Origin of the sequence: Rhizobium sp. N731 (assembly GCF_001664145.1) — a bacterium.
In the GTDB taxonomy this organism is placed as follows: domain Bacteria; phylum Pseudomonadota; class Alphaproteobacteria; order Rhizobiales; family Rhizobiaceae; genus Rhizobium; species Rhizobium esperanzae.
In genome coordinates, this window is the sequence record NZ_CP013601.1 from 1,996,669 (window position 1) to 2,021,047 (window position 24,379).

22 protein-coding genes are annotated in these 24,379 nt (G+C 60.2%); 16 read left to right on the forward strand and 6 right to left on the reverse strand.

Going from position 1 to position 24,379, the window contains the following annotated elements:
• Positions 1-44: 44 nt before the first annotated feature.
• Genes dusB through ntrC form a run of 3 tightly spaced genes read left to right on the forward strand, consistent with a single transcriptional unit; the run spans position 45 to position 3,663 of the window.
• Positions 45-1,064, forward strand: coding sequence for a tRNA dihydrouridine synthase DusB (dusB, locus tag AMK02_RS09920; protein WP_064802335.1), 1,020 nt, complete (start codon positions 45-47; stop codon positions 1,062-1,064).
• Entirely contained in the window at positions 1,061-2,215 is a 1,155-nt protein-coding gene (locus tag AMK02_RS09925) for a two-component system sensor histidine kinase NtrB (RefSeq protein ID WP_064802337.1), read from the forward strand. The genes dusB and AMK02_RS09925 overlap by 4 nt, the downstream gene beginning before the upstream one ends.
• Positions 2,212-3,663: a nitrogen regulation protein NR(I) gene (gene ntrC, locus AMK02_RS09930; RefSeq protein ID WP_064802342.1), complete on the forward strand. Its 1,452-nt coding sequence runs from the start codon at positions 2,212-2,214 to the stop codon at positions 3,661-3,663. The genes AMK02_RS09925 and ntrC overlap by 4 nt, the downstream gene beginning before the upstream one ends.
• Positions 3,664-4,032: 369 nt before the next feature.
• On the opposite strand, the gene AMK02_RS09935 is transcribed toward ntrC, so the two are convergent.
• From AMK02_RS09935 to gcvA, 5 genes are all read right to left on the reverse strand, one after another.
• Positions 4,033-5,127, reverse strand: coding sequence for a flavin monoamine oxidase family protein (locus AMK02_RS09935; RefSeq protein WP_064806108.1), 1,095 nt, complete (start codon positions 5,125-5,127; stop codon positions 4,033-4,035).
• 107 nt (positions 5,128-5,234) lie between these two features.
• A complete protein-coding gene (locus AMK02_RS09940; RefSeq protein WP_064802344.1) occupies positions 5,235-5,909 on the reverse strand; it encodes a cupin domain-containing protein in 675 nt (224 codons plus the stop codon).
• A complete protein-coding gene (locus AMK02_RS09945) occupies positions 5,896-6,933 on the reverse strand; it encodes an alcohol dehydrogenase (protein ID WP_064802346.1) in 1,038 nt (345 codons plus the stop codon). The genes AMK02_RS09940 and AMK02_RS09945 overlap by 14 nt, the downstream gene beginning before the upstream one ends.
• Positions 6,934-6,950: 17 nt before the next feature.
• On the reverse strand, positions 6,951-8,021 hold the full coding sequence (locus tag AMK02_RS09950; RefSeq protein WP_237358343.1) for a flavin monoamine oxidase family protein: 1,071 nt from the start codon (positions 8,019-8,021) through the stop codon (positions 6,951-6,953).
• Between the two features lie 283 nt (positions 8,022-8,304).
• Complete coding sequence (gene gcvA, locus AMK02_RS09955) at positions 8,305-9,231, reverse strand: transcriptional regulator GcvA (RefSeq protein ID WP_064802350.1); 927 nt, start codon at positions 9,229-9,231, stop codon at positions 8,305-8,307.
• 212 nt (positions 9,232-9,443) lie between these two features.
• On the opposite strand from gcvA, the gene AMK02_RS09960 reads away from it, so the two are divergent.
• Positions 9,444-10,631 carry an MFS transporter gene (locus tag AMK02_RS09960; protein WP_064802352.1) on the forward strand — a complete coding sequence of 396 codons (1,188 nt, stop codon included), beginning with the start codon at positions 9,444-9,446 and terminating at the stop codon, positions 10,629-10,631.
• A 74-nt stretch (positions 10,632-10,705) separates the two neighbouring features.
• Here the strand turns inward: AMK02_RS09960 and AMK02_RS09965 are convergent, their stop codons facing one another.
• Positions 10,706-11,599 (reverse strand): LysR substrate-binding domain-containing protein, encoded by an 894-nt coding sequence (locus AMK02_RS09965; protein WP_064802353.1) that lies wholly within the window; start codon positions 11,597-11,599, stop codon positions 10,706-10,708.
• A gap of 118 nt (positions 11,600-11,717) precedes the next feature.
• Here AMK02_RS09965 and AMK02_RS09970 point away from each other — a divergent pair, with 118 nt between their 5' ends.
• From AMK02_RS09970 to AMK02_RS10025, 12 genes are all read left to right on the forward strand, one after another.
• Positions 11,718-12,956 carry a MalY/PatB family protein gene (locus AMK02_RS09970; protein WP_237358344.1) on the forward strand — a complete coding sequence of 413 codons (1,239 nt, stop codon included), beginning with the start codon at positions 11,718-11,720 and terminating at the stop codon, positions 12,954-12,956.
• A gap of 203 nt (positions 12,957-13,159) precedes the next feature.
• A complete protein-coding gene (locus AMK02_RS09975) occupies positions 13,160-14,176 on the forward strand; it encodes an amino acid ABC transporter substrate-binding protein (protein ID WP_064802357.1) in 1,017 nt (338 codons plus the stop codon).
• Between the two features lie 91 nt (positions 14,177-14,267).
• A complete protein-coding gene (locus tag AMK02_RS09980; protein ID WP_145924226.1) occupies positions 14,268-15,521 on the forward strand; it encodes an amino acid ABC transporter permease in 1,254 nt (417 codons plus the stop codon).
• A gap of 1 nt (position 15,522) precedes the next feature.
• Positions 15,523-16,812 carry an amino acid ABC transporter permease gene (locus AMK02_RS09985; RefSeq protein ID WP_082929654.1) on the forward strand — a complete coding sequence of 430 codons (1,290 nt, stop codon included), beginning with the start codon at positions 15,523-15,525 and terminating at the stop codon, positions 16,810-16,812.
• A 21-nt stretch (positions 16,813-16,833) separates the two neighbouring features.
• Positions 16,834-17,601, forward strand: coding sequence for an amino acid ABC transporter ATP-binding protein (locus AMK02_RS09990; protein WP_064802361.1), 768 nt, complete (start codon positions 16,834-16,836; stop codon positions 17,599-17,601).
• Between the two features lie 50 nt (positions 17,602-17,651).
• Complete coding sequence (locus tag AMK02_RS09995; protein WP_237358345.1) at positions 17,652-18,272, forward strand: DsbA family protein; 621 nt, start codon at positions 17,652-17,654, stop codon at positions 18,270-18,272.
• Positions 18,273-18,476: 204 nt separating this feature from the next.
• Complete coding sequence (locus AMK02_RS10000; RefSeq protein WP_064802365.1) at positions 18,477-19,466, forward strand: potassium channel beta subunit family protein; 990 nt, start codon at positions 18,477-18,479, stop codon at positions 19,464-19,466.
• 287 nt (positions 19,467-19,753) lie between these two features.
• Positions 19,754-20,947: an ABC transporter substrate-binding protein gene (locus AMK02_RS10005; protein ID WP_064802367.1), complete on the forward strand. Its 1,194-nt coding sequence runs from the start codon at positions 19,754-19,756 to the stop codon at positions 20,945-20,947.
• A 22-nt stretch (positions 20,948-20,969) separates the two neighbouring features.
• On the forward strand, positions 20,970-21,842 hold the full coding sequence (locus AMK02_RS10010; RefSeq protein ID WP_064802369.1) for a branched-chain amino acid ABC transporter permease: 873 nt from the start codon (positions 20,970-20,972) through the stop codon (positions 21,840-21,842).
• Between the two features lie 39 nt (positions 21,843-21,881).
• Positions 21,882-22,868: a branched-chain amino acid ABC transporter permease gene (locus tag AMK02_RS10015; RefSeq protein ID WP_064802371.1), complete on the forward strand. Its 987-nt coding sequence runs from the start codon at positions 21,882-21,884 to the stop codon at positions 22,866-22,868.
• Positions 22,865-23,638: an ABC transporter ATP-binding protein gene (locus AMK02_RS10020; protein WP_064802373.1), complete on the forward strand. Its 774-nt coding sequence runs from the start codon at positions 22,865-22,867 to the stop codon at positions 23,636-23,638. The genes AMK02_RS10015 and AMK02_RS10020 overlap by 4 nt, the downstream gene beginning before the upstream one ends.
• Positions 23,628-24,371, forward strand: coding sequence for a branched-chain amino acid ABC transporter ATP-binding protein (locus AMK02_RS10025; protein WP_064802375.1), 744 nt, complete (start codon positions 23,628-23,630; stop codon positions 24,369-24,371). The genes AMK02_RS10020 and AMK02_RS10025 overlap by 11 nt, the downstream gene beginning before the upstream one ends.
• Positions 24,372-24,379 lie beyond the last annotated feature (8 nt).

Here is a 24,379-nt window from a genome sequence, read left to right on the forward strand (position 1 = left end):
CCTTGGCAAAGGCATGGATCTGTGGCTAAAAATAATGCAGTTCTATGGTGTGCCTGAAAGATAATCATTTGATTTGCAAGAATCTCGCAGCGTCTTTCCGAATCGGACCCGTGTCCGTGCGGAACCGCGTTGTGCTGGCGCCTATGTCCGGCGTCACGGACATGCCCTTCCGTGAGCTTGCCTGGCGCTTCGGCGCCGGCCTCGTCGTCACCGAGATGGTGGCGAGCCGCGAGCTGGTCAACCACACCGCCGAATCCTGGTCGCGGCTCAAGGCTGCCGGCTTTCGGCCGCATATGGTGCAGCTCGCCGGGCGCGAGGCGCATTGGATGGCGGAAGCGGCGAAGATCGCGGCCGATCATGGCGCCGATATCATCGACATCAACATGGGCTGTCCGGCAAAGAAGGTGATCGGCGGTTATTCCGGCTCGGCGCTGATGCGCGATCCCGATCATGCGCTCGGTCTGATTGAGGCAACGGTCAACGCCGTCGACATTCCGGTGACGCTGAAGATGCGCCTCGGCTGGGATGAGAATTCCATCAACGCGCCCGACATTGCGCGCCGCGCCGAGGCGGCCGGCATCCAGCTCGTGACCATTCATGGCCGCACCCGCATGCAATTTTATGAAGGCCGCGCCGATTGGGACGCGATCCGTGCGGTCCGCGAGGTGATCTCCGTTCCGCTGATCGCCAATGGCGATGTCGAGAGCGCGCACGACGCGCAGGAAATCCTGCGCCGCTCCGGCGCCGATGCCGTCATGATCGGCCGAGGCTGCCAGGGCAGGCCGTGGCATGCCGGCGTCCTCGCCGGAGCAGCGGAACCGCGACGCGAAGATATTGCCGATATCGCCGTCGAACATTATCGGATGATGCTCGATTTTTACGGCGAGGCGGTGGCGATCCGCCATGCCCGCAAGCATCTCGGCTGGTATCTCGAGCGGTTTGCTCCCGGCCTTGCCGGCGGCGAGAAGGCTGACATCATGACCTCGCGCGACCCGAGCGAGGTGGCTGCGCGCCTTCACGATGCACTCGATACAGCCACTGTCGACAGCCGGGAGGCGGCATGACGAAAGATATGACATCTCCGCCCGACCACGCCGGCGGAACCGTCGCCATGGCCGTGCTGAACGCCATCCAGAACCCCGTCGTCATGGTCGACGAATCCGGTTTCGTCGCCTTCGCCAACTGGGAGGCGGAGGCCTTTTTCGGCGCCAGCGCCTCGCATCTGGCGCGATACCGGATCTCGACTTTCATCCCCTTCGGCAGTCCGCTGCTCGCCCTGATCGACCAGGTGCGTGAGCGCAAGGCGCCGGTCAACGAATACCGTGTCGACCTGAGTTCGCCGCGCCTCGGCCAGGACAAGCTCGTCGATCTCTATGTCGCTCCGGTGCTGAGTGAACCCGGCGCCGTCGTTATCGTTTTCCAGGAACGCTCGATGGCCGACAAGATCGACCGGCAGTTGACGCATCGCGCCGCCGCCCGTTCCGTCACCGGGCTTGCCTCCATGCTGGCGCATGAGATCAAGAACCCGCTCTCCGGCATCCGTGGCGCCGCCCAGCTGCTCGAACAATCGGCGATCGATGACGACCGGGCGCTGACCCGGCTGATCTGCGACGAGACCGACCGCATCGTCTCGCTGGTCGATCGCATGGAAGTCTTTTCCGACGAACGGCCGGTCGACCGCATGCCGGTCAATATCCATTCCGTGCTCGATCATGTGAAGGCGGTCGCCAAGGCGGGATTTGCCCGCAATATCCGCATCACCGAGAGTTACGATCCGTCGCTGCCGGCCGTCTATGCCAATCGCGACCAGCTCGTTCAGGTGTTCCTCAACCTGGTGAAGAACGCCGCCGAAGCAGTCGGCGACCGGCCGGATGGCGAGATCATGCTGACGACGGCCTATCGTCCGGGCATTCGTCTCTCGGTCGCCGGCACGCGTGAAAAGATCTCGCTGCCGCTGGAGTTCTGCGTCCACGACAATGGCCCCGGCGTTCCCGCCGATCTGTTGCCGCACCTCTTCGATCCGTTCATCACCACCAAGACGAACGGCAGCGGTCTCGGCCTGGCATTGGTCGCCAAGATCATCGGCGATCACGGCGGCATCATCGAATGCGACAGCCAGAACAGCCGCACGACTTTCCGCGTTCTCATGCCGGCGTCGAAGGATGCCTCGCTCGAGGATGCCTCTTCCGTAAGCTCGACAGGACCTTCTCGATGACAGCCACGATCCTCGTTGCAGATGATGATGCGGCCATCCGGACCGTGCTCAACCAGGCTTTGAGCCGCGCCGGCTATGATGTTCGCATCACCTCCAACGCCGCAACCCTCTGGCGTTGGATTTCGGCGGGCGAGGGCGATCTTGTCGTCACCGACGTGGTGATGCCCGACGAGAACGCCTTCGACCTCCTGCCGCGCATCAAGAAGGCCCGTCCCGATCTCCCGGTCCTGGTCATGAGCGCGCAGAACACCTTTATGACCGCCATCAAGGCGTCCGAGAAGGGCGCCTATGATTATCTGCCGAAGCCCTTCGACCTGACCGAACTGATCGGCATCATCGGCCGGGCGCTCGCCGAGCCGAAGCGCAAGCCCGCCAAACTCGAAGAGGACATGCAGGACGGCATGCCGCTCGTCGGCCGCTCGGCGGCGATGCAGGAAATCTATCGCGTGCTCGCCCGCCTGATGCAGACCGATCTGACGCTGATGATCACCGGCGAGTCCGGCACCGGCAAGGAGCTCGTCGCCCGCGCCCTGCATGATTACGGCAAGCGCCGCAACGGCCCGTTCGTCGCAATCAACATGGCGGCGATCCCGCGCGACCTGATCGAATCCGAACTCTTCGGCCATGAGAAGGGCGCCTTCACCGGCGCGCAGACCCGCTCGACCGGTCGCTTCGAGCAGGCCGAAGGCGGCACGCTCTTCCTCGACGAAATCGGTGACATGCCGATGGACGCCCAGACGCGGCTTCTGCGCGTGCTGCAGCAGGGCGAATACACCACCGTCGGCGGCCGCACGCCGATCCGTACCGACGTGCGCATCGTTGCCGCCACCAACAAGGATCTGAAGCAGGCGATCAATCAGGGCCTGTTCCGCGAGGATCTCTATTATCGGCTCAACGTGGTGCCGCTGCGCCTGCCGCCGCTGCGCGACCGTGCCGAGGACATTCCAGATCTCGTGCGCCATTTCATCCAGCAGGCCGAAAAGGAGGGGCTCGGCTCCAAACGGTTCGATCAGGAAGCGCTGGAGCTGATGAAGGCCTATGCCTGGCCGGGCAATGTCCGCGAGCTGGAAAATCTCATCCGCCGCCTGATGGCGCTCTATCCGCAGGATGTCATCACCCGCGAGATCATCGATGCCGAGCTGCGTTCCGACGTGCCCGACAGCCCGATCGACAAGGGGCCGATCCGCAACGGCTCGATGACGATCGCGCAAGCCGTCGAGGAGAACATGCGCACCTACTTCGCCAGCTTCGGCGAAAACCTGCCGCCGCCGGGCCTCTATGACCGGGTTCTGACCGAAATGGAATATCCGCTGATCCTCGCGGCGCTCACGGCAACGCGCGGCAACCAGATCAAGGCGGCCGACCTTCTCGGCCTCAACCGCAACACCTTGCGCAAGAAGATCAGGGAACTCGGCGTCTCTGTTTACAGAAGCTCCCGCACCGCCTGAAAAAAGGCGGTGAGCCCCTCGTTGGCCCACCGCCTCCTCCTCCCAGTATCCGCCGCCACGGTCGGGAACAGAGTAAATCTATCCGAGCCCGATCGCGGTTTGTATCTGCGCCCGCAAACAAAAGCGCAGTGTCATTTGATAGTCACATAGTATTTGCGAGCTATTGTTTGCCGCCGGGCAATGTCATTGAAGTTGCTGCGGTCGCCGCCACCACGCCTGTGGATAAGCTGTGGATAACAGGTGGATGACATGGGCCGGTCAGCGGGCGAAGGCGGTCCGATTTCGCCCGGATGTTGCTAATCCGTTCCAAGTCGCGTCATCGCCGTTGCTTCCGTCGGCTTAGGCCATTGAGGATGTAGTTCTTCGCGATCAGCGTGACGTGACAACCGCTGAAACCGCCCGTTTCGCAGCGGCTACGGCCCCGGCAAGGAAGCCGGGTTCAATCGAGCTCGTCTCGCTGCCGGCCATGGCCAGCCGCCGGCTCCAAGGTCCCGACACCCAATTCGTATCCTCGGCCGATAGGTGTCCCACCGCGACGCGGTCACGGCTTGTGGCAGTCAATGGATCGGCTGCCCAGTCTTTCAAAATAGTGCTGAGCGGCTGCAATGCGCCAGCGCCGAAAATTCGCCCGAACTGAGCAAGGCAGGCCTTGTTCAACACCTCCTCGCCGAGTGCCGCTCGCTGATCCGCGCCGGTGCCGATGAAGCCGAAGAGGGCTGCCTTTCCATCCGCGAGGGTCGCGTCATGCATTTCGACCATGGGGCCAACCATGCTCTGGGCGGTTCCCGATAACCCGCTGTCGCGCCAGAAAGGCCGATCATAGATCGCGAAAAACTTGGCGTGCGGCGCCATCCAGGTCGGCGTATCCCGCCAGCGAGCCAAGGTGGATTGGTCCTGCTGCGGCGTGAAAGTCACATTCGCCTCAAGCAGTCGAGGCGGCAGGGCGCAAATGACCTGCTGCGCCTTGATCACTGCGGCCGTGCCGTCGGCAGCCTTCGAGGTAATCTCGACACCGTCACCGGTAAGCGCCATCGCCGACACATGGGTATTGAGTCGAATTCTGCCGGCAGGAATGTCTCGTTCCAAAGCACGCACCAGCGCCGCCGACCCGCCGATCAAGCGAAGAGATTTTCCTTGCTGTTCGACAGGGCGATACCTCTGCGGTCCTTCACGCGACATTCGCTCGAAGATCACATCGCCGTCGTTGGCTTGCGCGAACGACAAAAGCCCAAGTTCCAGCACCAGGTCGGCAAGCTCCGGTTGCATCATCGGCCAGAACCAGGACGGACCGAGATCGAACCCGTTGTCGGAGGGAATCCCATGTTCATCTGTCGTCAGGATGCGACCGCCAAGTCGATCTCTCGCTTCAAACAAAAGGAAGTCGACGCCCTTCGAATTCAAGGCCCGTGCGGCGCAGAGCCCAGCGAGCCCTCCACCGACGATCGCGACTTGGCATCTTTTCATCAACATACCTCTGGCTTGCCGGCAGAATGCGGATGCGGGCGAATTCAGCTCGGGCTTATTACAGGGCCCCACGGGCCGGCGTCTAGTCAAAGACAGAGGTTGCCTTGCTAGGGGAGTTTCAAAACATCGGCATGCTGCAATGGCGCGTCCTTGATCCAAGCATAGGCGCCCTGTACCCCGGCGTTTGTCATCAGGTTTTCGCCTGCGGGCAGCCGCATCCAGCTCTGGGATACAAGCCGTTGCGTGCCGACGGACAGCTCGCCTTCGAGAACCAGCAGCTCCAATCCACGATGATTCGAAAGATTGATCGAGGCGCTGCTGGCCCACCTTTGCAGATAGACCTGCTCATGGCCGTCATCGAACAGGATTGTTGCGGTAACGGCATCGTTTTGAAATCCAGGTTCTCCTTCACCCGGTCTGCGCACGATTTGAGCCTCGTCGCCCTCGCGAAACTGCCAGAGCTTGACGAAGATGGTGCACCCGTCAGCGGATGCAGGCGCATGCGACGTACCCGGCGGATTGCGAAAGTATGATCCGGCCGGGAAGCGACCGTGTTCGTCCTCGAATATGCCATCGAGCACCAATATTTCCTCACCGCCCGTGTGTGTATGAGACGGAAATACGCTGCCTGCGGCATAGCGGACAATCGACGTCGCCCGAGCCACTTCCTCGCCGACGCGATAAAGCATCCGGCGATCGACCCCGCGAGCCGGACTGGCGACCCAATCCAGTTTCGCGGCGTGCACGACCGTCGGCTTGGTGAAATCATCATTCAGACGCATCGGTTTTCTCCATGGTCAACACCACCCGAAACTTGACGCCACCGGACTTCATCTTTTCGAAGGCGCTCGTGGCCTGTTCGAACGGCATCGTCTCGAACTGGGGACGCACGCCAACGAGGACGGAAAAGTCCAAGGTTTTTTCGTTCTCGAAAGGCGTCCCGGTGATCGAACCCAACACGCTGCGCTCACCGCCGACCAACGGTCCTGATGACACCGCCAAAGGGTCCTTTCCGATTCCAAGGACGACAAGCCGGCCTTGAGCCGCGACACCTGGTATGAGTGCCGAAACCGCCTGGAGATCTCCGATGGTGGAAATAACGGCCTTCGCACCACCCAGGCGCTGCAGACATTCTACTGCGTTTTCCCTCGCCGTATCGATATAATCATGAGCTCCGAGCGATCTGGCGTCGTCGGCAATGTCGTCGCCCCGTCCGATGGCAATCACCTTGAAACCCATCTTGCGGGCATACTGCAGCGCCATGTGGCCAAGACCGCCTATGCCGACAATGGCCACGACGTCGCCGGCTTCCGCGCCGCATTTCTTCAGTGCGTTGAAGGTCGCCAGCCCCGCGCACAGGATCGGCGCTGCCTCCTCGGCCGTGAGTTCGTCGGGGATCGCCACAAGCCCGGTATTGCGGGCGATCATCATCTCGGCATAGCCGCCGTCACAGGTCGCGCCGACGATCGGCTGGTTCGTGCACAGCTGAAATTGGCCGCGTCGGCACTGGTCGCATTCGTTGCAGTGACCGCCAAGGCGGCCGACTCCAACTCTTTGGCCGATTTTCCATCGTCCGGGTGTCCCCCGTCCTATGGCCGCAATCCTGCCGACCACCTCGTGACCCGGGACCCGAGGCAAACGGCCATTGGTGTCCGGCCCCTCAATGTCTTTGGCGTCCGCACCGCAGATTCCGCAGGCATCGACTTCGATCAGCACCTCGCCATCGCCCGGCGTCGGAATAGCTCTTTCCACCAGCTCAAGCGTGCCTGGACTCGTCACCTGCATCGCGCGATATGTCCGTTTCATTTGAACCTCCAGGGATTTCACAAGTGGGATCCCGATGCCGAGCGCTTGGAAAAGCTTGGCCACATGCGTTCGATGTCTGCCGCAACACGCAGAGCCGCTTCAGCTCCGCCTTCCAAATAACCCGGGTTCGTCATGCTGGTTTCGGAACCAGCCAGCATCAGCACTGGCGCCCAGTCTCCCGATACCCATGGTCGGCTATCGGAGAGGGGGTGGCCGGTGGCAATCAAGTCGTCCTCGGTTGCCGTCAACGCGTCGGCGGCCCAATCTTTGTATAAGGTCGCCACGGGTGTCCAAGCCTTGTCTCCGAACAGCCGGACGAGCTGTTGAACCGCTGCTTGAATGATTGGTTCCGGCCCAATCCGTCGACGCTCTGCGGCATTTATGCCGATGAAGCCGAACAGAGCTGCCTTGCCGGACGATGTCGTCGCGTCATGTATTTCGCCGAGGGGGCCAATCATACTCTGCGCCGCACCGGAGAGCCCATCTCCTCGCCAAAATGCTTCGTCGTAGATTGCGAAAAACTTGGCATGCGGAGCCATCCAGGTCGGCGTCGAACGCCATCGCCGGGCCAGCGCAGGATCGACGGGCGGTTCGAACTTGATCGAACGATCGATGAGGCGGGGCGGCATTGCGAGCACCACGATCGCCGCCTCCATCGTCTCGGCCGTTCCATCCGGCCTCGCAAGCGTTGCCGACACCAAGCCGCCCCTACGCGCAAGCCCGGTCACTCCAGTGCCGAGCCGTATATGTTCAGCGGCAATTCGGCTTTTCAACGCCGCGATCACGGAGGCCGTGCCACCCGCAATCCGCATGGAACGCGGTTCGCGTTGAAAGGCTGGAAAGCGTTGAGGCGCGACGCTTGCCGACCGTTCAAAGACGATGTCGCCCTCTTCGTTCTGCGGAAAAAGCTGGACGCCCAAACTCTCCGCCAGAGAACAGAGGACAGGCTGCATCTCCGGCCAAACCCAGGATGGGCCGAGATCGAATCCGTCTTCGGATGGCAATCCATCGATCCCCGCCGAAAAGATCCGGCCTCCCAGCCGGTCGCGCCCTTCGATGAGAACGAACTCGATGCCGGCCGAATGCATGGCATGAGCAAGCGTCAGCCCCGAAATGCCTCCGCCGACAATCATGACTGGAAGGCTCATCGGCCGCCTCGAAGATAGGTCTCTTTGTTCAACATATCCGCTTTCCCGAAACCCGCCGCGCAAGGGGAGGGTTTGATCGAAAGAAAAACTTTCGGTCTCCGCAAATCGCAATTGCCAAGCGACGCAACGCCTTATCCCCGTGGGAGACACGCCTTCGATGTCAGGATTGACCGAAGCTCACCAACTCGCAAACGCGAAGTTCTTCGTCTGTGGGAAAGAAAAACTATTCAGGTGAGGAACGCTCGCTGAGCGCTTCCTCGAAAAGCCAGTCCCGGAATGCGGCAAGACGCGGCAGTGCGGCAAAATCAGGGCGATAAGTGACGTAATAGGCCAGTGACGAAGCGACGGATCGATCGGGAAACAACCTGACCAGCCGTCCGGCCGCCAAGTCATCATGAGCCAGGATGCTCCGGGCCAAAGCGACGCCGCGTCGATCGATCGCGGCTTGGAGCACGGCGGCCGAATTGTTAATTGTTAAACCCCTCGGCTGCGCCGTTTGACTGAGGCCGATCGTCTTGAACCACAAATCCCATGTCATGAACCCGGAATTCGGATCGACCGAGACGTCGTGGATAAGCGTGCAGGCAGCCAGTTCGTCCGGCCGCCGCAGTGTCAGGGAAGCCTTCAGCGCTGGAGAGCATACCGGAAAAACCTCTTCCTCCATCAACTTTTCCGAAACCAGCCCGGGCCAGTCGCCGGCGCCGTACCGGACGCCGATATCGATGCCCTGCGCAGCATAGTCGGCGAGCTTCAGGCTGGTGTCGAGGCGAATATCGACGTCCGGCACTTTCGCTTGAAACCGCTCGAGCCTCGGAAGCAGCCACTTTGCCGCAAAAGCGGGACTGACCGTGACCGTGAGAACCCGGCCAACTGATCCTTCCTTCAGGCGCTCAAGTCCGAGGCTCAGTCGATCCAATCCTTCCCGGATGTCAGGCAAGGCTCGATTTGCTGCTTCCGTCGGCAGCAGCCGGGTTTTGCCGGTCGCCGTTCGATAAAAGAGGGGCGCCCCTATCCATTCTTCAAGGCCGCGCACGAGCTGCCCGACGGCAGGCGCCGTCACGTGGAGCTCGGCGGCGGCTTCGACGAAGCTGCCATGTCTGGCGCTGGCCTCGAACGCGCGCAGAGCATTGAGATAAACGGGCGATTTCATGGAAACCTTTTCTTTGCCGCGAGCGGAGTTTTTCGATGTTGTCAGCGTGGGGTGAAACTTTAAATTGCCTCGGCCGTCCCATGGCGGCGGGCCGCATTGTCGGCTGAGGAGGCGTCGCCCCTCCTTGCATTATGGGTCAGTTTTTCTATTCCAGACAAGCCCGGCAAATGCGTGGCAATAAGCTGCCTGGCCTAACGAATTGCAGGTGAACCATGATCGATGACCGCGCCAAGAACCGAAACACGTACATCCTGGGGGCAAGCCAGGTGTTTGGTGGCGCCAATGGTCCGATTGTGATTTCCCTGGGTGGATTGGTCGGACAGCATCTGTCGCCCAACCCGGCGCTCGCGACGCTTCCCGTCAGTCTCTACAATGTCGGTCTGGCGCTCGGCACTCTTCCAGCCGCTTACTTCATGCGCCGTCTTGGCCGACGCAATGCATATATATTGGGAGCCTTTCTGGGTATCGCCGGCGGTCTGATTGCCGCTGTGGGGATCGTCGCAAAGCTGTTCTTGATCTTTTGCCTGGGAACAATGGCGGCCGGCTTCTACGGCTCTTATGTTCAAAGCTACAGGTTCGCAGCCGGCGATGAGATGTCGGGGGCGCAGCGCGACAAGGCCATTTCCCGGGTGATGGTGGGTGGCCTGCTTGCCGCTATCATTGGGCCTCAGCTCGTTATCTGGACGCGTGATTCATTGCCCGGCTTTCCCTTCGCCGGCAGTTTTATCAGTCAGGCAGGGCTGGCGCTCCTCGCAATCCCACTGCTTCTGACCTACCGCAGCACGAGCCCTGCCGCGAGGGCCGATCGAGGCGATGGCGGACGTAAACTATCCGAAATCCTCACCACGCCCCGCTATGTCCTGGCCGTCGCGGCGGGCGTGGTTTCCTACGGTCTCATGACCTTCGTCATGACGGCCGCACCGATAGCAATGGTCGGTCATGGCCATTCGATGGACAATGCGGCGCTCGGCATCCAGTGGCACGTTCTTGCCATGTATGGCCCGAGCTTCCTGACGGGTCGTCTGATGGCGCATTTCGGCAAAGAGAGAGTCACCGCCATCGGGCTGGTTTTAATCGGCGGATCGGCGATGACGGCGCTAGCCGGCCTCGATATCGGACATTTCTGGGGCTCGCTTATCCTCCTGGGCATCGGCTGGAATTTTGGTTTCATCGGAGCGACGGCAATGGTGTCGGATTGCCACACCCCTGAGGAACGCGGCAAAGTCCAAGGGGCAAACGACTTCCTGGTGTTCGGCACCGTGGCGCTGGCTTCATTCTTTTCGGGCTCGCTGATGTTCAGCTCCGGCTGGGAGACCGTGAACTGGTTCGTGTTTCCGGCCGTCGCCTTGGTGCTCGTTCCGCTCGTATGGCAATCGGCGCGACTGCCAAGAACTGCATGATCTGAGATTGCGGGCCGGTGCTCATCTTTGAAAGCGGGGAGGTGTTGCGCTGGGCGTCGGCACATCAAACTTTCTCAAATTGAGCTTTGCTGCCGCTGGGCGGCATCGATGAAGCCGCTGATATAGGAGACGGTCTCCTCTCCGCGACGAATTCCGAGATTTATGCTTTTTCGGATTCCTGCATCGCCAAGGCGGAGCGTTTTGATCGGCAGGTTGGCCGCCTCGTCTTGCAGCAGCCAATCAGGAAGCACCGTCACGCACCGCTTGGCGGCGACCAGCTGGAGCATGAGATCGACTGTTTCCGCCGTTCTGTGCCGACGGGGGCGGCAAAGCGCTGGAACCAGAAAGCGCGTATAGATATCCAGGCGCTCCAAACTCACCGGAACGGTAATAAGCTCCTCGTCGAGAAGGTCGTGGGGGTCGACAATGGTCTTGGCGGCCAACGGATGGTCTTCATGAACCATGAGAACCAGTTCGTAGTCGAAAACCGGGGTGAACATCACATCCGGCAAATCAACCGGATCGGGCGTAATCAAAACGTCGATCTCATGCCCGATCAGCGCCGCGACGCCATCGAAACGGAACGCCGTGCAGACCTCGAAATCAACGTCCGGCCAGGCCGCAAGATAGGGCGTCGAAATCTTCGTCAACCAGCGCTGACACGGGTGACACTCCATGCCGACGCGGATTGCCCCGCGCCGGCCAAGGGCGAAATCTCGTAGGACCCGCTCGGCGTGGTCAATTTGTGGAAGCAGACGCTCCGCTACACCAAGGAGATATTCTCCAGCCTGGGTCAGGCGCAGGCTGCGCCCTTTCTTCATCCAGACCTTGATGCCGTGGCGTTCTTCGAACTTCGCAATGGTGTGACTGAGCGCTGATTGGGTAACGTTGAGCTTGTCTGCGGCCGCTGTGACGCTGCCGCAACGGTCTACTTCCCGCAGGATGGAGAGGTGATGCCTGTCAATCATCTATGATCTCTGTTCATTGATCGATGAATTCATACCATTTCCGCTCATAATGCGTTGCGGCTAACCTCTTCGTCAATCTCACCGCGGACCGCGTGAGTGAATGATTGAAGGGAAGCTCGTGAACCAGCAGGCTCTAGCAAAACACCTCGACCGGACTGAGGCGCTCGCGCCATCGATCTTCGATGAGGTCGTTGATCGCAAGAACAGCAATTCGATGAAATGGGCCTATGCCGGCAAGATGCTCGCCGCCGATGAAGCGGCCGCCGATCCCCTGCCGATGTGGGTTGCCGACACCGATTTCAAGGCGCCGCAGGCGGTGATCGACGCCCTCCACGATGCGGTGTCGCACGGCGTCTTCGGATATCCGGGCGGAGCCACCGCTTCATACGTCGATGCCGTCGTTGGATGGCAGCAGAAGCGGTTTGGCTGGGACGTCGCCAAGGAATGGGTCCTTCAGACGTCGGGCATCATCACGACGCTCAAGACTGCCATCCAGGCCTTCTCCGCTCCCGGCGATTCTATTCTGATCCAGCCGCCCGTTTACGCCCATTTCCACAACGACGTGCTTTTAAACGGGCGGCGCCTTGCTTTCGCACCACTCGACTACGATGGCACGCACTACGCCTACAACGAAAAGACCTTTGAAGCCGCGATCCGGCCCGACACGAAACTCTTTATCCTGAGCCATCCGCACAATCCGACCGGCAATGTCTGGTCGGAGGCCGAGCTGCGGTCGATGGGCGAAATCTGCGCCCGCCACGACGTGCTGGTGATATCAGACGAGATTCACGAAGACCTCATCCTCAACAAGGCGAAGAAGCATATTCCCTTCGCCTCTCTGTGTGAGGAATTTGCCCAGAACAGCATTACCTGCACGGCGCCGAGTAAGACCTTCAATCTGCCCGGCCTGCAGAGCGCCAACGTCTTCGTGCCCAACAGGAGACTCCGCGCCGAACTGCAGCGGCAATACGAGCGAAATGTTTTCCACCTGGTGAACGTGCTTGGAATGGTCGCTGCCGAAGCTGCCTATCTCAATGGCGAGCAATGGGTCGAGGATATGCTCGAATATCTGCGCGGCAACCACAAGCATTTTGCCGATGCCGTCAACGGTGCCGAACTTCGGTTGAAAGTCCTTCCGACGGACTCCCTCTATCTGGCCTGGATGGATTGCCGTGGTCTCGGCATGGACGCGGAAGCGTTGAACAAATTCATGCTGACCCGGGGACGGGTTTGGCTCGATAAGGGCCAGAAGTTCGGCATCGAAGGACACGGCTTCATGCGCGTTAACCTGGGGTGCCCTCGCTCCACCGTGGACGAAGCGATCCGCCGTATCACCTCTGCCGTCGCGGCAATCTAGGGAGCTTCGACCATGATCAACTCCGTCGAGCGCCGCCTGGAGAAGCTTGAAATAGAGCTTCCCGAACCGGCGAAGTCAGTCGCCAATTGAGCCGCTGACCGCACGAGCAAATCCAAAATAGAAATCCGGGGAATGCGAGGCGCCCGCCATGGGCTCCTCATAAGGAAACCGCCGTCGATGAACGGCTCAACTGGGAGAAGTCAATGAAATACAAACTTATACTCGGAGCGCTTTGCGCTGTTGTCGCCTCTTCGGCAGCGGCCAAGGCATCGACCCTCGAGGACGTCAAGGCGCGTGGGCTATTGAACTGCGGCGTCAACACCGGTCTGGTCGGTTTTGCAGCCCCTGATGCCACCGGGAAATGGACCGGATTTGACGTTTCGATCTGCAAGGCGGTCGCCGCGGCGGTGCTCGGCGACGCGAGCAAGGTCAAGTATGTTCCCACGACCGGTCAGACCCGCCTGACGGCGCTGGCATCCGGCGAAATCGACCTTCTTTCCCGCAACACGACCTGGACCTTTTCGCGCGACGTCGATCTGAAGCTCACATTCGCCGGGACGAATTTTTACGATGGCCAGGCATTCATGGTCCCGAAGTCCGCCGGCATCAACTCGGCCAAAGACTTGAACGGGGCGACGATCTGCATCCAGACCGGCACGACGACGGAGTTGAATCTGGCGGAATACGCCAAGCTCAACGGGATCACCTACGATTCCGTTCCGGTGGAGTCGAGCGCTGAGGGACAACAAAAGTACATCGCCGGCGCGTGCGATGTTTACACAAGCGACGCATCCGACCTGGCCTCCGTACGCTCGAGCTTCAAGAACCCGGACGATCATGTCATCCTGCCGGAAATGATCTCGAAGGAGCCGCTCGGCCCAATCGTTCGCCAAGGTGACGAGCAATGGGCGGATGTCGTCCATTGGACGCTGAACGCTCTGATCGCGGCCGAAGAATTCGGCGTGACCAAGGCGAATGTCGAAGAGATGGCGACGTCGTCCAACAACCCGGAAGTGAAACGCATATTGGGGGCCGAGGGCGATCTCGGCAAGCAGTTTGGCCTCGACAATGCATGGGCCAAGCGAGCGATCGCCGTTGATGGCAACTACGGCGAGATCTTCGAGGCCAATCTTGGCGAGAAGACGCCTATCGCCATGCATCGCGGCCCGAATGCACTGTGGAACAAAGGCGGCCTTCAGTACGCCCAGCCATTCCGTTGAGACGCCTTGGGCGCGGATCAGGGTCCGCGCCTTTTCTGCGCGATAAAGCGCGCGCGATCACAGATCGCGGCGGTCATCCCCGGAGGAATGAATGGTGACTACCGATCTTGGTGCTCCGAGCGAGCCGTTTCGACTGCGAATGCTGCTCGATGATGTGCGATACCGGTCCTATACTATCCAGATTTTTGCGCTGATGTGCCTGATGTTGGGGGTGGCGTGGCTGGTCGACAATACCGCTCATAACCTTGCCGCCATGGGAAAGGACTACTCGTTTTCCTTCCTTTGGGCTCCTGCCGGTTACGACATCAATCAACGCCCGATCGAATATTCCAGTCAGATGAGCCATGCCCGGGCGGCTTTGGTCGGTTTTCTGAACACGATCATTCTGGCGGCCATGTCGTGCGTGACCGCCACTGTCATCGGCATTTTTGCCGGCGTCCTCAGGCTTTCCAACAATTGGATCGTTGCGCGGCTGATGACCATTTATGTCGAGCTGTTCCGAAACATCCCGGCACTGCTCTGGATTTTGGTCTTCGGCGCAATCATGACCGAGGCGGTGCCGGCGCCGAATGCGTTTCGCGGAGATCACCCCTCGGCAAGCATGATTTTCGGTGCCATAGCCGTCACCAACCGCGGAGTTTACGCCCCGTCACCGGCCCTGGCGGCTGATCTTGGCGTCATCGATCTTGGGTTTGTTCAGCTCAGCGTCGGTTTGCTCGCCGTTATTGCGGTCGTCGTGCTCTGTCTTTTCCTCAACCGCGCGCTGGTGAACCGTGCGCAAAGGGTTCAAAGCGAGACCGGAATACGGCCGAAAATCTGGTGGAGAAGCATTGTCGTACTTCTCCTGCCGCCGCTCATTCTGCTTTGGACCCTCGGGTTCCACTGGGAATACCCGGCGCTGCGGGGACTGAATTTCCAAGGCGGCGTTCAGCTGCGGAACGCGCTGATCGCCATGTGGCTCGGGCTCAGCATCTATACCGGCGCTTTCATCGCCGAGATCGTCCGCGCCGGTATCCTTGCCATCTCCAAGGGCCAGTCCGAAGCAGCGCACGCTTTGGGGCTCAGACCTGGCCGAACAATGCGGCTGGTCATCCTGCCGCAGGCCCTGCGCGTGATCATGCCTCCGCTGATCTCCATGTATCTCGACATCACGAAGAATACGTCGCTCGGTTTGGCCGTGGGATATATGGACCTTCGCTCGACGCTCGGCGGCATCACCATCAATCAGACCGGAAGAGAGCTGGAGGGAATGACCCTCATGATGCTCGTCTACCTGCTTGCCAGCCTGTCCATCTCCGGTGCGATGAATGTCTTCAACAACAGCGTCAAACTCAAGGAGCGATGAAATGGCTCGGCAAGAGATGGCGTTTGTTCGCCAGGAAATCCTTCCTGCCGCAGCGCCGCCGGCACGCCAGGCGGGCGTGATCCGCTGGTCGCGAAAGAACCTGTTCAGCGGCTGGATCAATACAAGCCTGACCGTCCTGTCGGCATTCACCATCTTCTGGCTTGTCAGCGCGATCGGGCCCTGGCTCAGGAATTCGATCTGGTCGGCTACCTCTCTTGCCGAATGCCGCCAGATCCTCGGTGACTCCGGCGGCGCTTGTTGGGGCGTTATCCGTGATCGCTGGCCTCAGCTCCTGTTCGGATTCTATCCCGCACAGATGTACTGGCGCCCGGTTCTCGCATTCCTTCTCCTCTTCGTTGCCCTTCTGCCGATCCTATTTTCAGGTGCTTCCAGAAGGCTGGCCTGGTTCAGCACCGTTTTTCCCGGGCTGGCTTACTTCCTGATCTGGGGCGGCTCCATCTGGTTCCCGGTCTCCGTCTACGCCGGTTTCGTTTTTGCCGTGCTTATCGGCACCGCGACAAAAGGCATGAACACCGGCGTTCAGGCCGCACTGGCCCTTCTGGGTTGCCTATTCTGGTGGTTTGCTGCGGCGACGCCTGTGGAAAGGCTGCTCGAAAACGCGATCCCGCTCTCGCTTTCTGCCGTGCCGTCACACGAATTGGGCGGCTTCCTGCTCTCCGTCGTGATCGGCGTCACCGGTATCGCCCTTTCGCTCCCGATGGGCATCCTGTTTGCGCTTGGCCGCCGATCGCGCATGCCCTTCATCAAAGCAGTGAGCGTAATCTTCATCGAGTTCATCCGTGGCGTGCCGCTCATCACTCTGCTCTTCACGGCCTCCCTGCTCTTGAACTACTTCCTGCCACCCGGGACTAACTTCGATCTGATCCTGCGCGTGATCATCATGGTGTCGCTGTTTGCAACGGCATACATGGCGGAAGTTATCAGAGGTGGATTGGCGGCGCTGCCGCGTGGCCAGTATGAGGCAGCCGAGTCGCTCGGACTCGACTACTGGCAAGCGCAGCGGCTCATCATCATGCCGCAGGCCCTCAAGATTTCGATTCCCAGCATCGTCAATACGTTCATCGGTCTGTTCAAGGACACCACTCTCGTCGTCTTCATCGGCCTTCTCGATCCGATTGCATTGACGAACTCCATCCGGGCGACGACCGACTGGCAGGGAATCTATTGGGAGCTGTTCATCTTTGTCGGTGCACTATTCTTCGTGTGCTGCTTCGGGATGTCCCGCTACTCCGTCTATCTCGAACATCGGCTTAAGACCGATCATCGTTAACAAAGAGGGGAGCCGGTGAAGATGAATGCAGCTCGAAATAGTGTCGAACGCAATCCGGTCGCAATCGACATCAGCGGTCTGAACAAGTGGTACGGATCATTTCATGTTCTTCGAAACATCGATCTGACCGTACGGCGGGGCGAACGTATCGTCGTCTGCGGGCCGTCCGGCTCCGGTAAATCGACGATGATCCGGTGTATCAATCGCCTGGAAGAGCACCAGCAGGGGCGTATTGCCGTCGATGGTATCGAACTGACAAGCGATTTGAAGAACATCGACAATGTGCGTCGGGAAGTCGGGATGGTATTCCAGCATTTCAATCTCTTCCCGCACCTCACGATTCTTGAAAACTGCATGCTCGCCCCGGTATGGGTTCGAAAGATGCCGAGAAAGCAGGCGGAGGAGGTTGCCATGCACTTTCTCACGCGGGTGAAAATTCCGGATCAAGCTCGCAAATATCCGGGTCAGCTGTCAGGTGGACAGCAGCAGCGCGTCGCGATTGCGCGTTCGCTGTGCATGAATCCCAAGATCATGCTTTTCGACGAACCCACCTCGGCGCTTGATCCGGAGATGATCAAGGAGGTTCTCGATACGATGATCCAGCTCGCCGAGGACGGTATGACCATGGTCTGTGTCACCCATGAGATGGGGTTTGCTCAGGCGGTGGCCAATCGCGTGATCTTCATGGACCAAGGCCAGATCGTCGAGCAAAACGAACCGGCGGCATTCTTCTCGGCCCCTCGATCCGAGCGGACGAAGTTGTTCCTTGGCCAGGTCCTCAAACACTGAGAACCGTATTCGCTGCCGCATTTATGATGAAAGGACATTCCGTGCTCTCCATGAAGACAACGCGCATCGGTCTTGGCATCGCCGCGATTGCTGTTGCGATGGCGCTCTTCCCGATAAATTCGCGAGGGGCGGATCTTCTCGAACCGATCGGCCGTATGGATCACCCGATCGGCTCGGCCTCAGCGCCGGTTACAATTATCGAGTATTCGTCTCCGACCTGTCCTCATTGCGTCGACTACCGAACGCAGGTTGCGCCCGAGATCGAGAAGGAGTTTATCGAGCGGGGAAAGGCGCGCTTGATCTTCAGGCCGTTCGTTCGCAACAATGTCGATATGGCGATATTCATGCTGTGCGAGTGGCAGGAAGGCTCGAAATATCAAGAGCTAACGAAGCTTTTCTATTCCAAATACGATGAGATTGCTCAGACCGGCGATATTGAGAAGGAACTTCGCGATATTGCCGCATCAGCCGGTATCGATAAGCCGACATTCGACCGGCTGGTTTCCGATCAGTCGATCCTCGACGGATTGAGCAAGCTCACGTCTCAGGCGCGGGACGACTTCAAAGTCGAGGGTACGCCGACGTTCTTCGTTAACGGCAAGAAATTTACCGGCGCGCAATCGGCCGAGGAAATGAGAGCCAATATCGAGGAGGCATCAAAACCGCATTGAGCGCTTTTCGGGGCGGCCTTAGGCCTGACTGAGGCGCTGGCCTTGATCAAGGCGACATTTCTCCGCCTGCGGTAGCGGAACTGTTGCACCAGGCTCGCATATTGGTGTTCATGCCATAGATTAGAGCGGTCGGTCGCTGATCGATCGTGTGATGTCGAGGCCGGTTAATGATCGGCCCATGTTCTAACCTGCGGGAGCTGCGTGATGGAATATCGTCGTTTGGGAAAGTCGGGTCTGAAGGTGAGCGAGTTCTCCTTCGGCTCATGGGTCACTTTCGGCAAGCAGGTGAACGGCGGCGACGCCGTCGATCTCATGCGGCTTGCCTACGACAATGGGGTGAATTTCTTCGACAATGCCGAAGGTTATGAAAGCGGCAAGTCGGAGATCGTCATGGGCGAGGCGCTCAAGTCGCTCGGCTGGAGCCGCGACAGCTTCATCGTCTCGAGCAAGGTTTTCTGGGGAGGTGAGAGGCCGACGCAGCGCGGTCTGTCGCGCAAACATGTGACCGACGCCTGCCACGCCGCGCTGAAGCGGCTTCAGGTCGATTACCTCGACCTCTATTTCTGCCACCGCCCGGATATCGACACGCCGATCGAGGAAACGGTGCGGGCGATGCATGATCTCGTCGCCCAGGGCAAGGTGCTCTATTGGGGGACCTCCGAATGGTCCGCACAGCAGTTGACCGAAGCCTACGCCGTTGCCCGCGACCTTCGCATCACGCCGCCCACCATGGAGCAGCCGCAATACAATATCTTCGAACGGCAGAAGGTCGAAGCCGATTATCTCCCGCTCTATGACCTGATCGGCCTTGGCACCACGATCTGGTCGCCGCTCGCCTCCGGCGTCCTGACCGGCAAATACAATAATGGCGTGCCGGCCGACAGCCGCATGAATCTGCCCGGCTACGAATGGCTGAAGGAAAGATGGTCGAGCGATGCCGGCCGCGCTCAGCTCCGACAAGTCGGCGAACTCGCAAAACTCGCGGACGAGATTGGCTTGTCGATCACCCATCTCGCGCTTTTGTGGTGCCTCGCCAATCGCAACGTCTCAACCGTCATTCTCGGCGCCTCGCGCGCCAGCCAGCTGCAGGATAATCTCGCGGCCCTTTCGCACAGGCACAAGCTGACGGCTGATGTGTTGGAGCGTATTGACGCGATTGCCGGAAACAAACCCGAGGGGCCGCGTCGCTTCTAAGCGATACAAAAACTGCTGCCACGGGCCTGACTAAGGCTCGTGGCCGGAAACACGTCGGGTCTGCCCCGGCAGCTCGCTAATCTGCTTTGCCAACTGTTATCGACGTTCGGGCCTGCCGTCCGGCCCGCGCCTGTTGTCGACATCGCCATAGCGAAACGCTATAGCGGCAGAATGGAGTTGTGTTGGCCAAACTCCGAGACATGAACGTACTGTGACGCTGTCGGCTGGGAGCCGGCCTGGAAGAACCGCATAAGCGGCGCCAGGGTCATCACCACACGGAGCGGAACATGATATATTCTCTATCTCGCAGAACGCTTTGCATTTCTACGGCAATCCTGTCGCTCGTTGCCATGGTCCCGAACCTCGCGGCCCCGGCATTCGCCGCCGACGAAACCATCAAGCTCGGCATCGTTTCGCCGATGAGCGGCCCGAATGCCCGTTATGGCGCCTTCTCCATGCATGGCGCCGAACTCGCCGTCGACGAGATCAATCAGGCCGGCGGGGTCGATGGCCACAAGATTGAGATCTACTCGGCCGACAGCCAGGGAACGCCCGTCGAAGGCGTCTCGGCGACGCGCCGCCTGATCGACGAAGACGAGGTCTCTTTCATTATCGGCGACGTTTCCAGCTCGGTCACGCTGGCGATGCAACCGGTCGTCGAAGACGCCGGCGTGCTTCTGCTGAACGCCGCGTCCTCCAATCCGAAGATCACCTACGGCGCGGGCGTCGGCGGCTACAAGTGGACCTTCCGCAACTATCCGACGGATGAAAACCGCGCTCTGGTCGTCGCCAAATACGCCGCCGAGCAGCGCGGCTTCACGAAATATGCCGTCCTCTCGGTCGATACCGATTACGGACGCTCGGCGATCGAATTCACCAAGAAGTATCTGCCGCAGTTCAAGGGCGTAATCCTCAGCGAGGACTATTACAAGGAAGGCGAGGTCGACTTCCGCAGCGTATTGTCGAAGATCCGTGACAATGGCGCGCAGGCGATCATCATGTACGGGCTTGCCGATACGACGCCGATCGTCGCGCGACAGATGGTCGAGCTCGGTCTGGCCGGCAAGGTGACACTGATCGGCAACGGCGAATTCAATACTGCGAAGACCATCGCCTCGGCGCCGACGGCTCTCGAGGGCGCCGTCGAGGCGGCAGCCTGGCTGCCGGCCTGGGATTCTCCGGAAAGCAAGGCTTTTGTCGAGAAGTTCACGAAGGCCTATAACGAGGCGCCGAACAACCACGCTTACGTCCATTGGGACACCGTCCACCTTCTGGCCGAGGCGATCCACGAGGCCGGCAGCACGGATCAGGAGAAGGTGCGTGACGCGCTGTCGAAGATAAAGCACAAGAGCCCGGTCGGCGAGGTCACCTTCGACGATCACAACCAGGCGCGTCTGCCGATGATCCTGCTGCAGATCGAGAACGGCAAACCCAGCATCAAGGGCGCCTACGCCGCAGACATCAAGTACCCGACCCAGTAATCCGGTCGCGAGGAGCACCACCATGTTCTCGACCATTCTCGAGCAGGTCGTCAACGGGATCGTCACCGGTTCCGTCTATGCGATCGTCGCCGTCGGCATGACGATGATCTTCGGCGTCCTCCGGGCGATCAACTTCGCCCACGGCGAATATTATATGCTGGGAACGTTCGGGGCGTGGTTTGCGATCGATTATCTCGGTCTGTCCTACGAAGCATCCATCGTGGTCGGCGTATTGTCCACGATCGTCATCGCCTATGTCGTCGGGCGCTTCGTCATGCAGCGCATGGTCGGAGCCCCGGCCGAGGCCGGGGTGCTCGCCACGCTCGGCATCGCGCTGGTTCTGCAGAACACGGTCATCCTGGTCTTCGGCGGCGGTTACAAGTTCTTCTCCGGCGGCTATATCGAACCGGTGTCGATCCTCGGCTTCAGCCTTGCCGAACAGCGCATTCTGATCCTTGTCGTCACGCTTCTCGTCTTCATCGGCCTCGAACTGATGGTCACCTACAGCCGCATGGGCAAGGCCATGCGCGCCGTCTCGCAGAACGTCGAATGCTGCGAAGTCGTCGGCATCGACGTTTCGCAGGTGGTGTTGCGCACCTTCATTCTGGGCGCGGCGCTGGCGGCTCTATCGGGCGTTCTGACGGCGCCCGTCAACGTCAGCGTCTATGGTGGGATGGGGGAGCTCATCACCTTCAAGACGCTGCCGATCATCATCATGGGCGGTCTCGGCAATGTTCGCGGCACCTTCTTCGCCGCAATGATCCTTGGCATCGCTGAAAGCCTGGTGGCGACCTATGTCGGTCTCCAGTTCCGCGACACCGTCGGCTTTGCGACCTTGATCCTGATGCTGATGTGGCGGCCCTACGGTCTCTTCTCGACGCAGGCGCGCTTCTGAGCGCAGCGCCGGTCCATTCTCGAACTCCGAGGACACGACATGTCTCTCACAGAAACCACTTCACAGGCGCGGCGGCGTGATCTGCGCATCCCGCTGGCAGCCCTGCTGATTGTTCTCGCCGTGGCAGCGCCCTTCATCGGCAGCCGCTATGTCACGCACGCCCTGATCATCGCCCTGATTTTCATGCTGCCGGCGCACGGACTGAATCTGCTGGTCGGCTATACCGGGCTGCTGTCTCTCGCTCAGGCGGCCTTTTTCGGCATCGGCGCCTATGCCTCGGGTCTGCTCGCCGTCCATTACGGCACGCCCTTCTACGTGAATCTGGTTGCCGCCGCTGCGATTGCAGGCGCGCTGGCACTCCCGCTCGGCATTCCCGCCCTTCGCCTGCGAGCGACCTCCTTCGTCATGTGTACGCTCGGATTCGTGATCATCGGGCAGGCGATTGCAAAAAACTGGATTTCGCTGACCCGCGGCGACATGGGTCTCTCCAGTATCCCGAAGCCGCATTTCGCACTTGGTCCGTGGTCGTTCACCGTGTCCGGCACCACCAACTTCTACTATCTGACCCTTGCGGTCGCCGCGCTCGCCGCTCTGGCCGTCTGGGCAGTCGTCCGCTCGCCCGCCGGCCGCAACATGATCGCCATTCGCGAGAACGAGACGCTGGCCGAATCCGTGGGAATTCCGACCTGGCGCTACAAGCTGATCGTCTTCATGATCAGCGCCGCCTTCGCCGGTGCCGGCGGCAGCCTCTACGCCCATTATCTGACAGTGGTCAGCCCTCTGACCTTTCAGATGTACTACTCCACGACCGTGCTCATCATCGTGCTCGGCGGCGGCGCCGGAACGATCTCCGGCACGATCATCGGAAGCCTGCTTTTCGTCGGCCTGACGGAAGCGTTGCGTGTGGCTCCCGAGCTTAGAATGATCGTCTACGGGCTCTGCCTTCTGGTGCTCGTCTTCTGGTTCAGGAAAGGTTTCGCGCCTTTGATCAACCGGTTCTGGGGCGCGATCGGAGGTGCGAAATGACATCCCATCTTCCCATTCTCGAGATCAGGAACCTCAGCAAGTCCTACGGTGCCGTCAGAGCGGTCAACGACGTCAGCATGCATATCGAACGCGGTGAGATCGCCGGGCTCATCGGCCCCAACGGTTCAGGCAAGTCGACCTTCTTCGACTGCTCGACAGGCCTCGCACGGCCTGACACCGGCGCGGTCATCCTCGACGGCCAGGACATCACCGGCTGGTCGCTCAACAGGATTGCCCGCGAAGGGCGGATGCTGCGCTCCTTCCAGAAGACAGTCACGTTCAGATCGCTCGATGTCGAGGAGAATCTGATCATCGCAGGCCAGATGTTCACCTTTCCGTCGCTCTGGTCGACCTTCGCTCTCGGCTCGACGTCGAGCAGAAGGGTGGCCGGGCTCAGGGAGCGGGCACGCGACCTTATCAAGATGGCGGGGCTGTGGGACGTGCGCCACCAGCCGGCCGGAAACCTGTCCGGCGGCCAGCAGAAGCTGATCCAGTTCGCGTCGATGCTGATGCCGGAGCCGAAGCTCATTCTCCTCGACGAACCGATGGCGGGCATCAATCCGAAAATCATCGAGCGGGTGGTTGAAACCATTCTCTATGCGAACAAGAATCTCGGCGTGAGCTTTCTCGTGATCGAGCACAATATCGACGTCGTGACCAGCATCTGCCAGCGTGTGATCGTCCTCGACCAGGGGGCGAAGCTCGTCGAGGGATTGCCTCAGGATATCATCCAGGACCAGCGCGTGAGGGAGGCCTATCTTGGAGGCTGATTCCAATCTTTGCATCGAGGGCCTGCGGGCCGGCTACGGCAACCTCGATATTCTCAACGGCGTCGATCTGGACGTGCCGCCCGGCCAGTTCATCGCTCTGATGGGCCCGAACGGCGCCGGCAAGTCGACTCTGCTCAAGACGCTCTACGGCATGACCACGATCAAGGACGGCAGCATCGGCTGGCAGGGCAAGAACATCGCGGGTTTCAAATCGCCCGCCATTCTCGGGGAGGGAATCTCCTTCGTTCCCCAGGGCCGATGCAACTTTCCGCTGATGACGGTCGACGAGAACCTGCAGATGGCCGCCTACACCATCCGCGATGCCAAGGTGAAGGCGGATCGGGACTATGTCTACGATCTCTTTCCGATCCTGAAGACCCGCCGATCGACCTTGGCCGGCAATATGTCCGGCGGCGAGCAGCAGCTGCTGGAGGTGGCGATGGCCGTGCTGCAGCGTCCGAAAGTGCTTCTCGTCGACGAGCCGTCGGTAGGGCTTTCTCCTGCGGCGATCGGCATCGTGTTCGACGAACTGCTTCGCCTCCACGCTGCCGGGCAGACGATCCTGCTCGTCGAGCAGAACACCAAGAAGGCGATGGAGGTGGCCGAACGGGCCGTGATCCTCCGTCTCGGCAAGGTGATCTGGGACGGCCAGCCCAAGGACATCACCCACGAGGAACTGGGCGAGCTATTCCTGACCGGCAAGATGCGCGGCGAGCTCGAAACCACGCACTAGACCAAGGA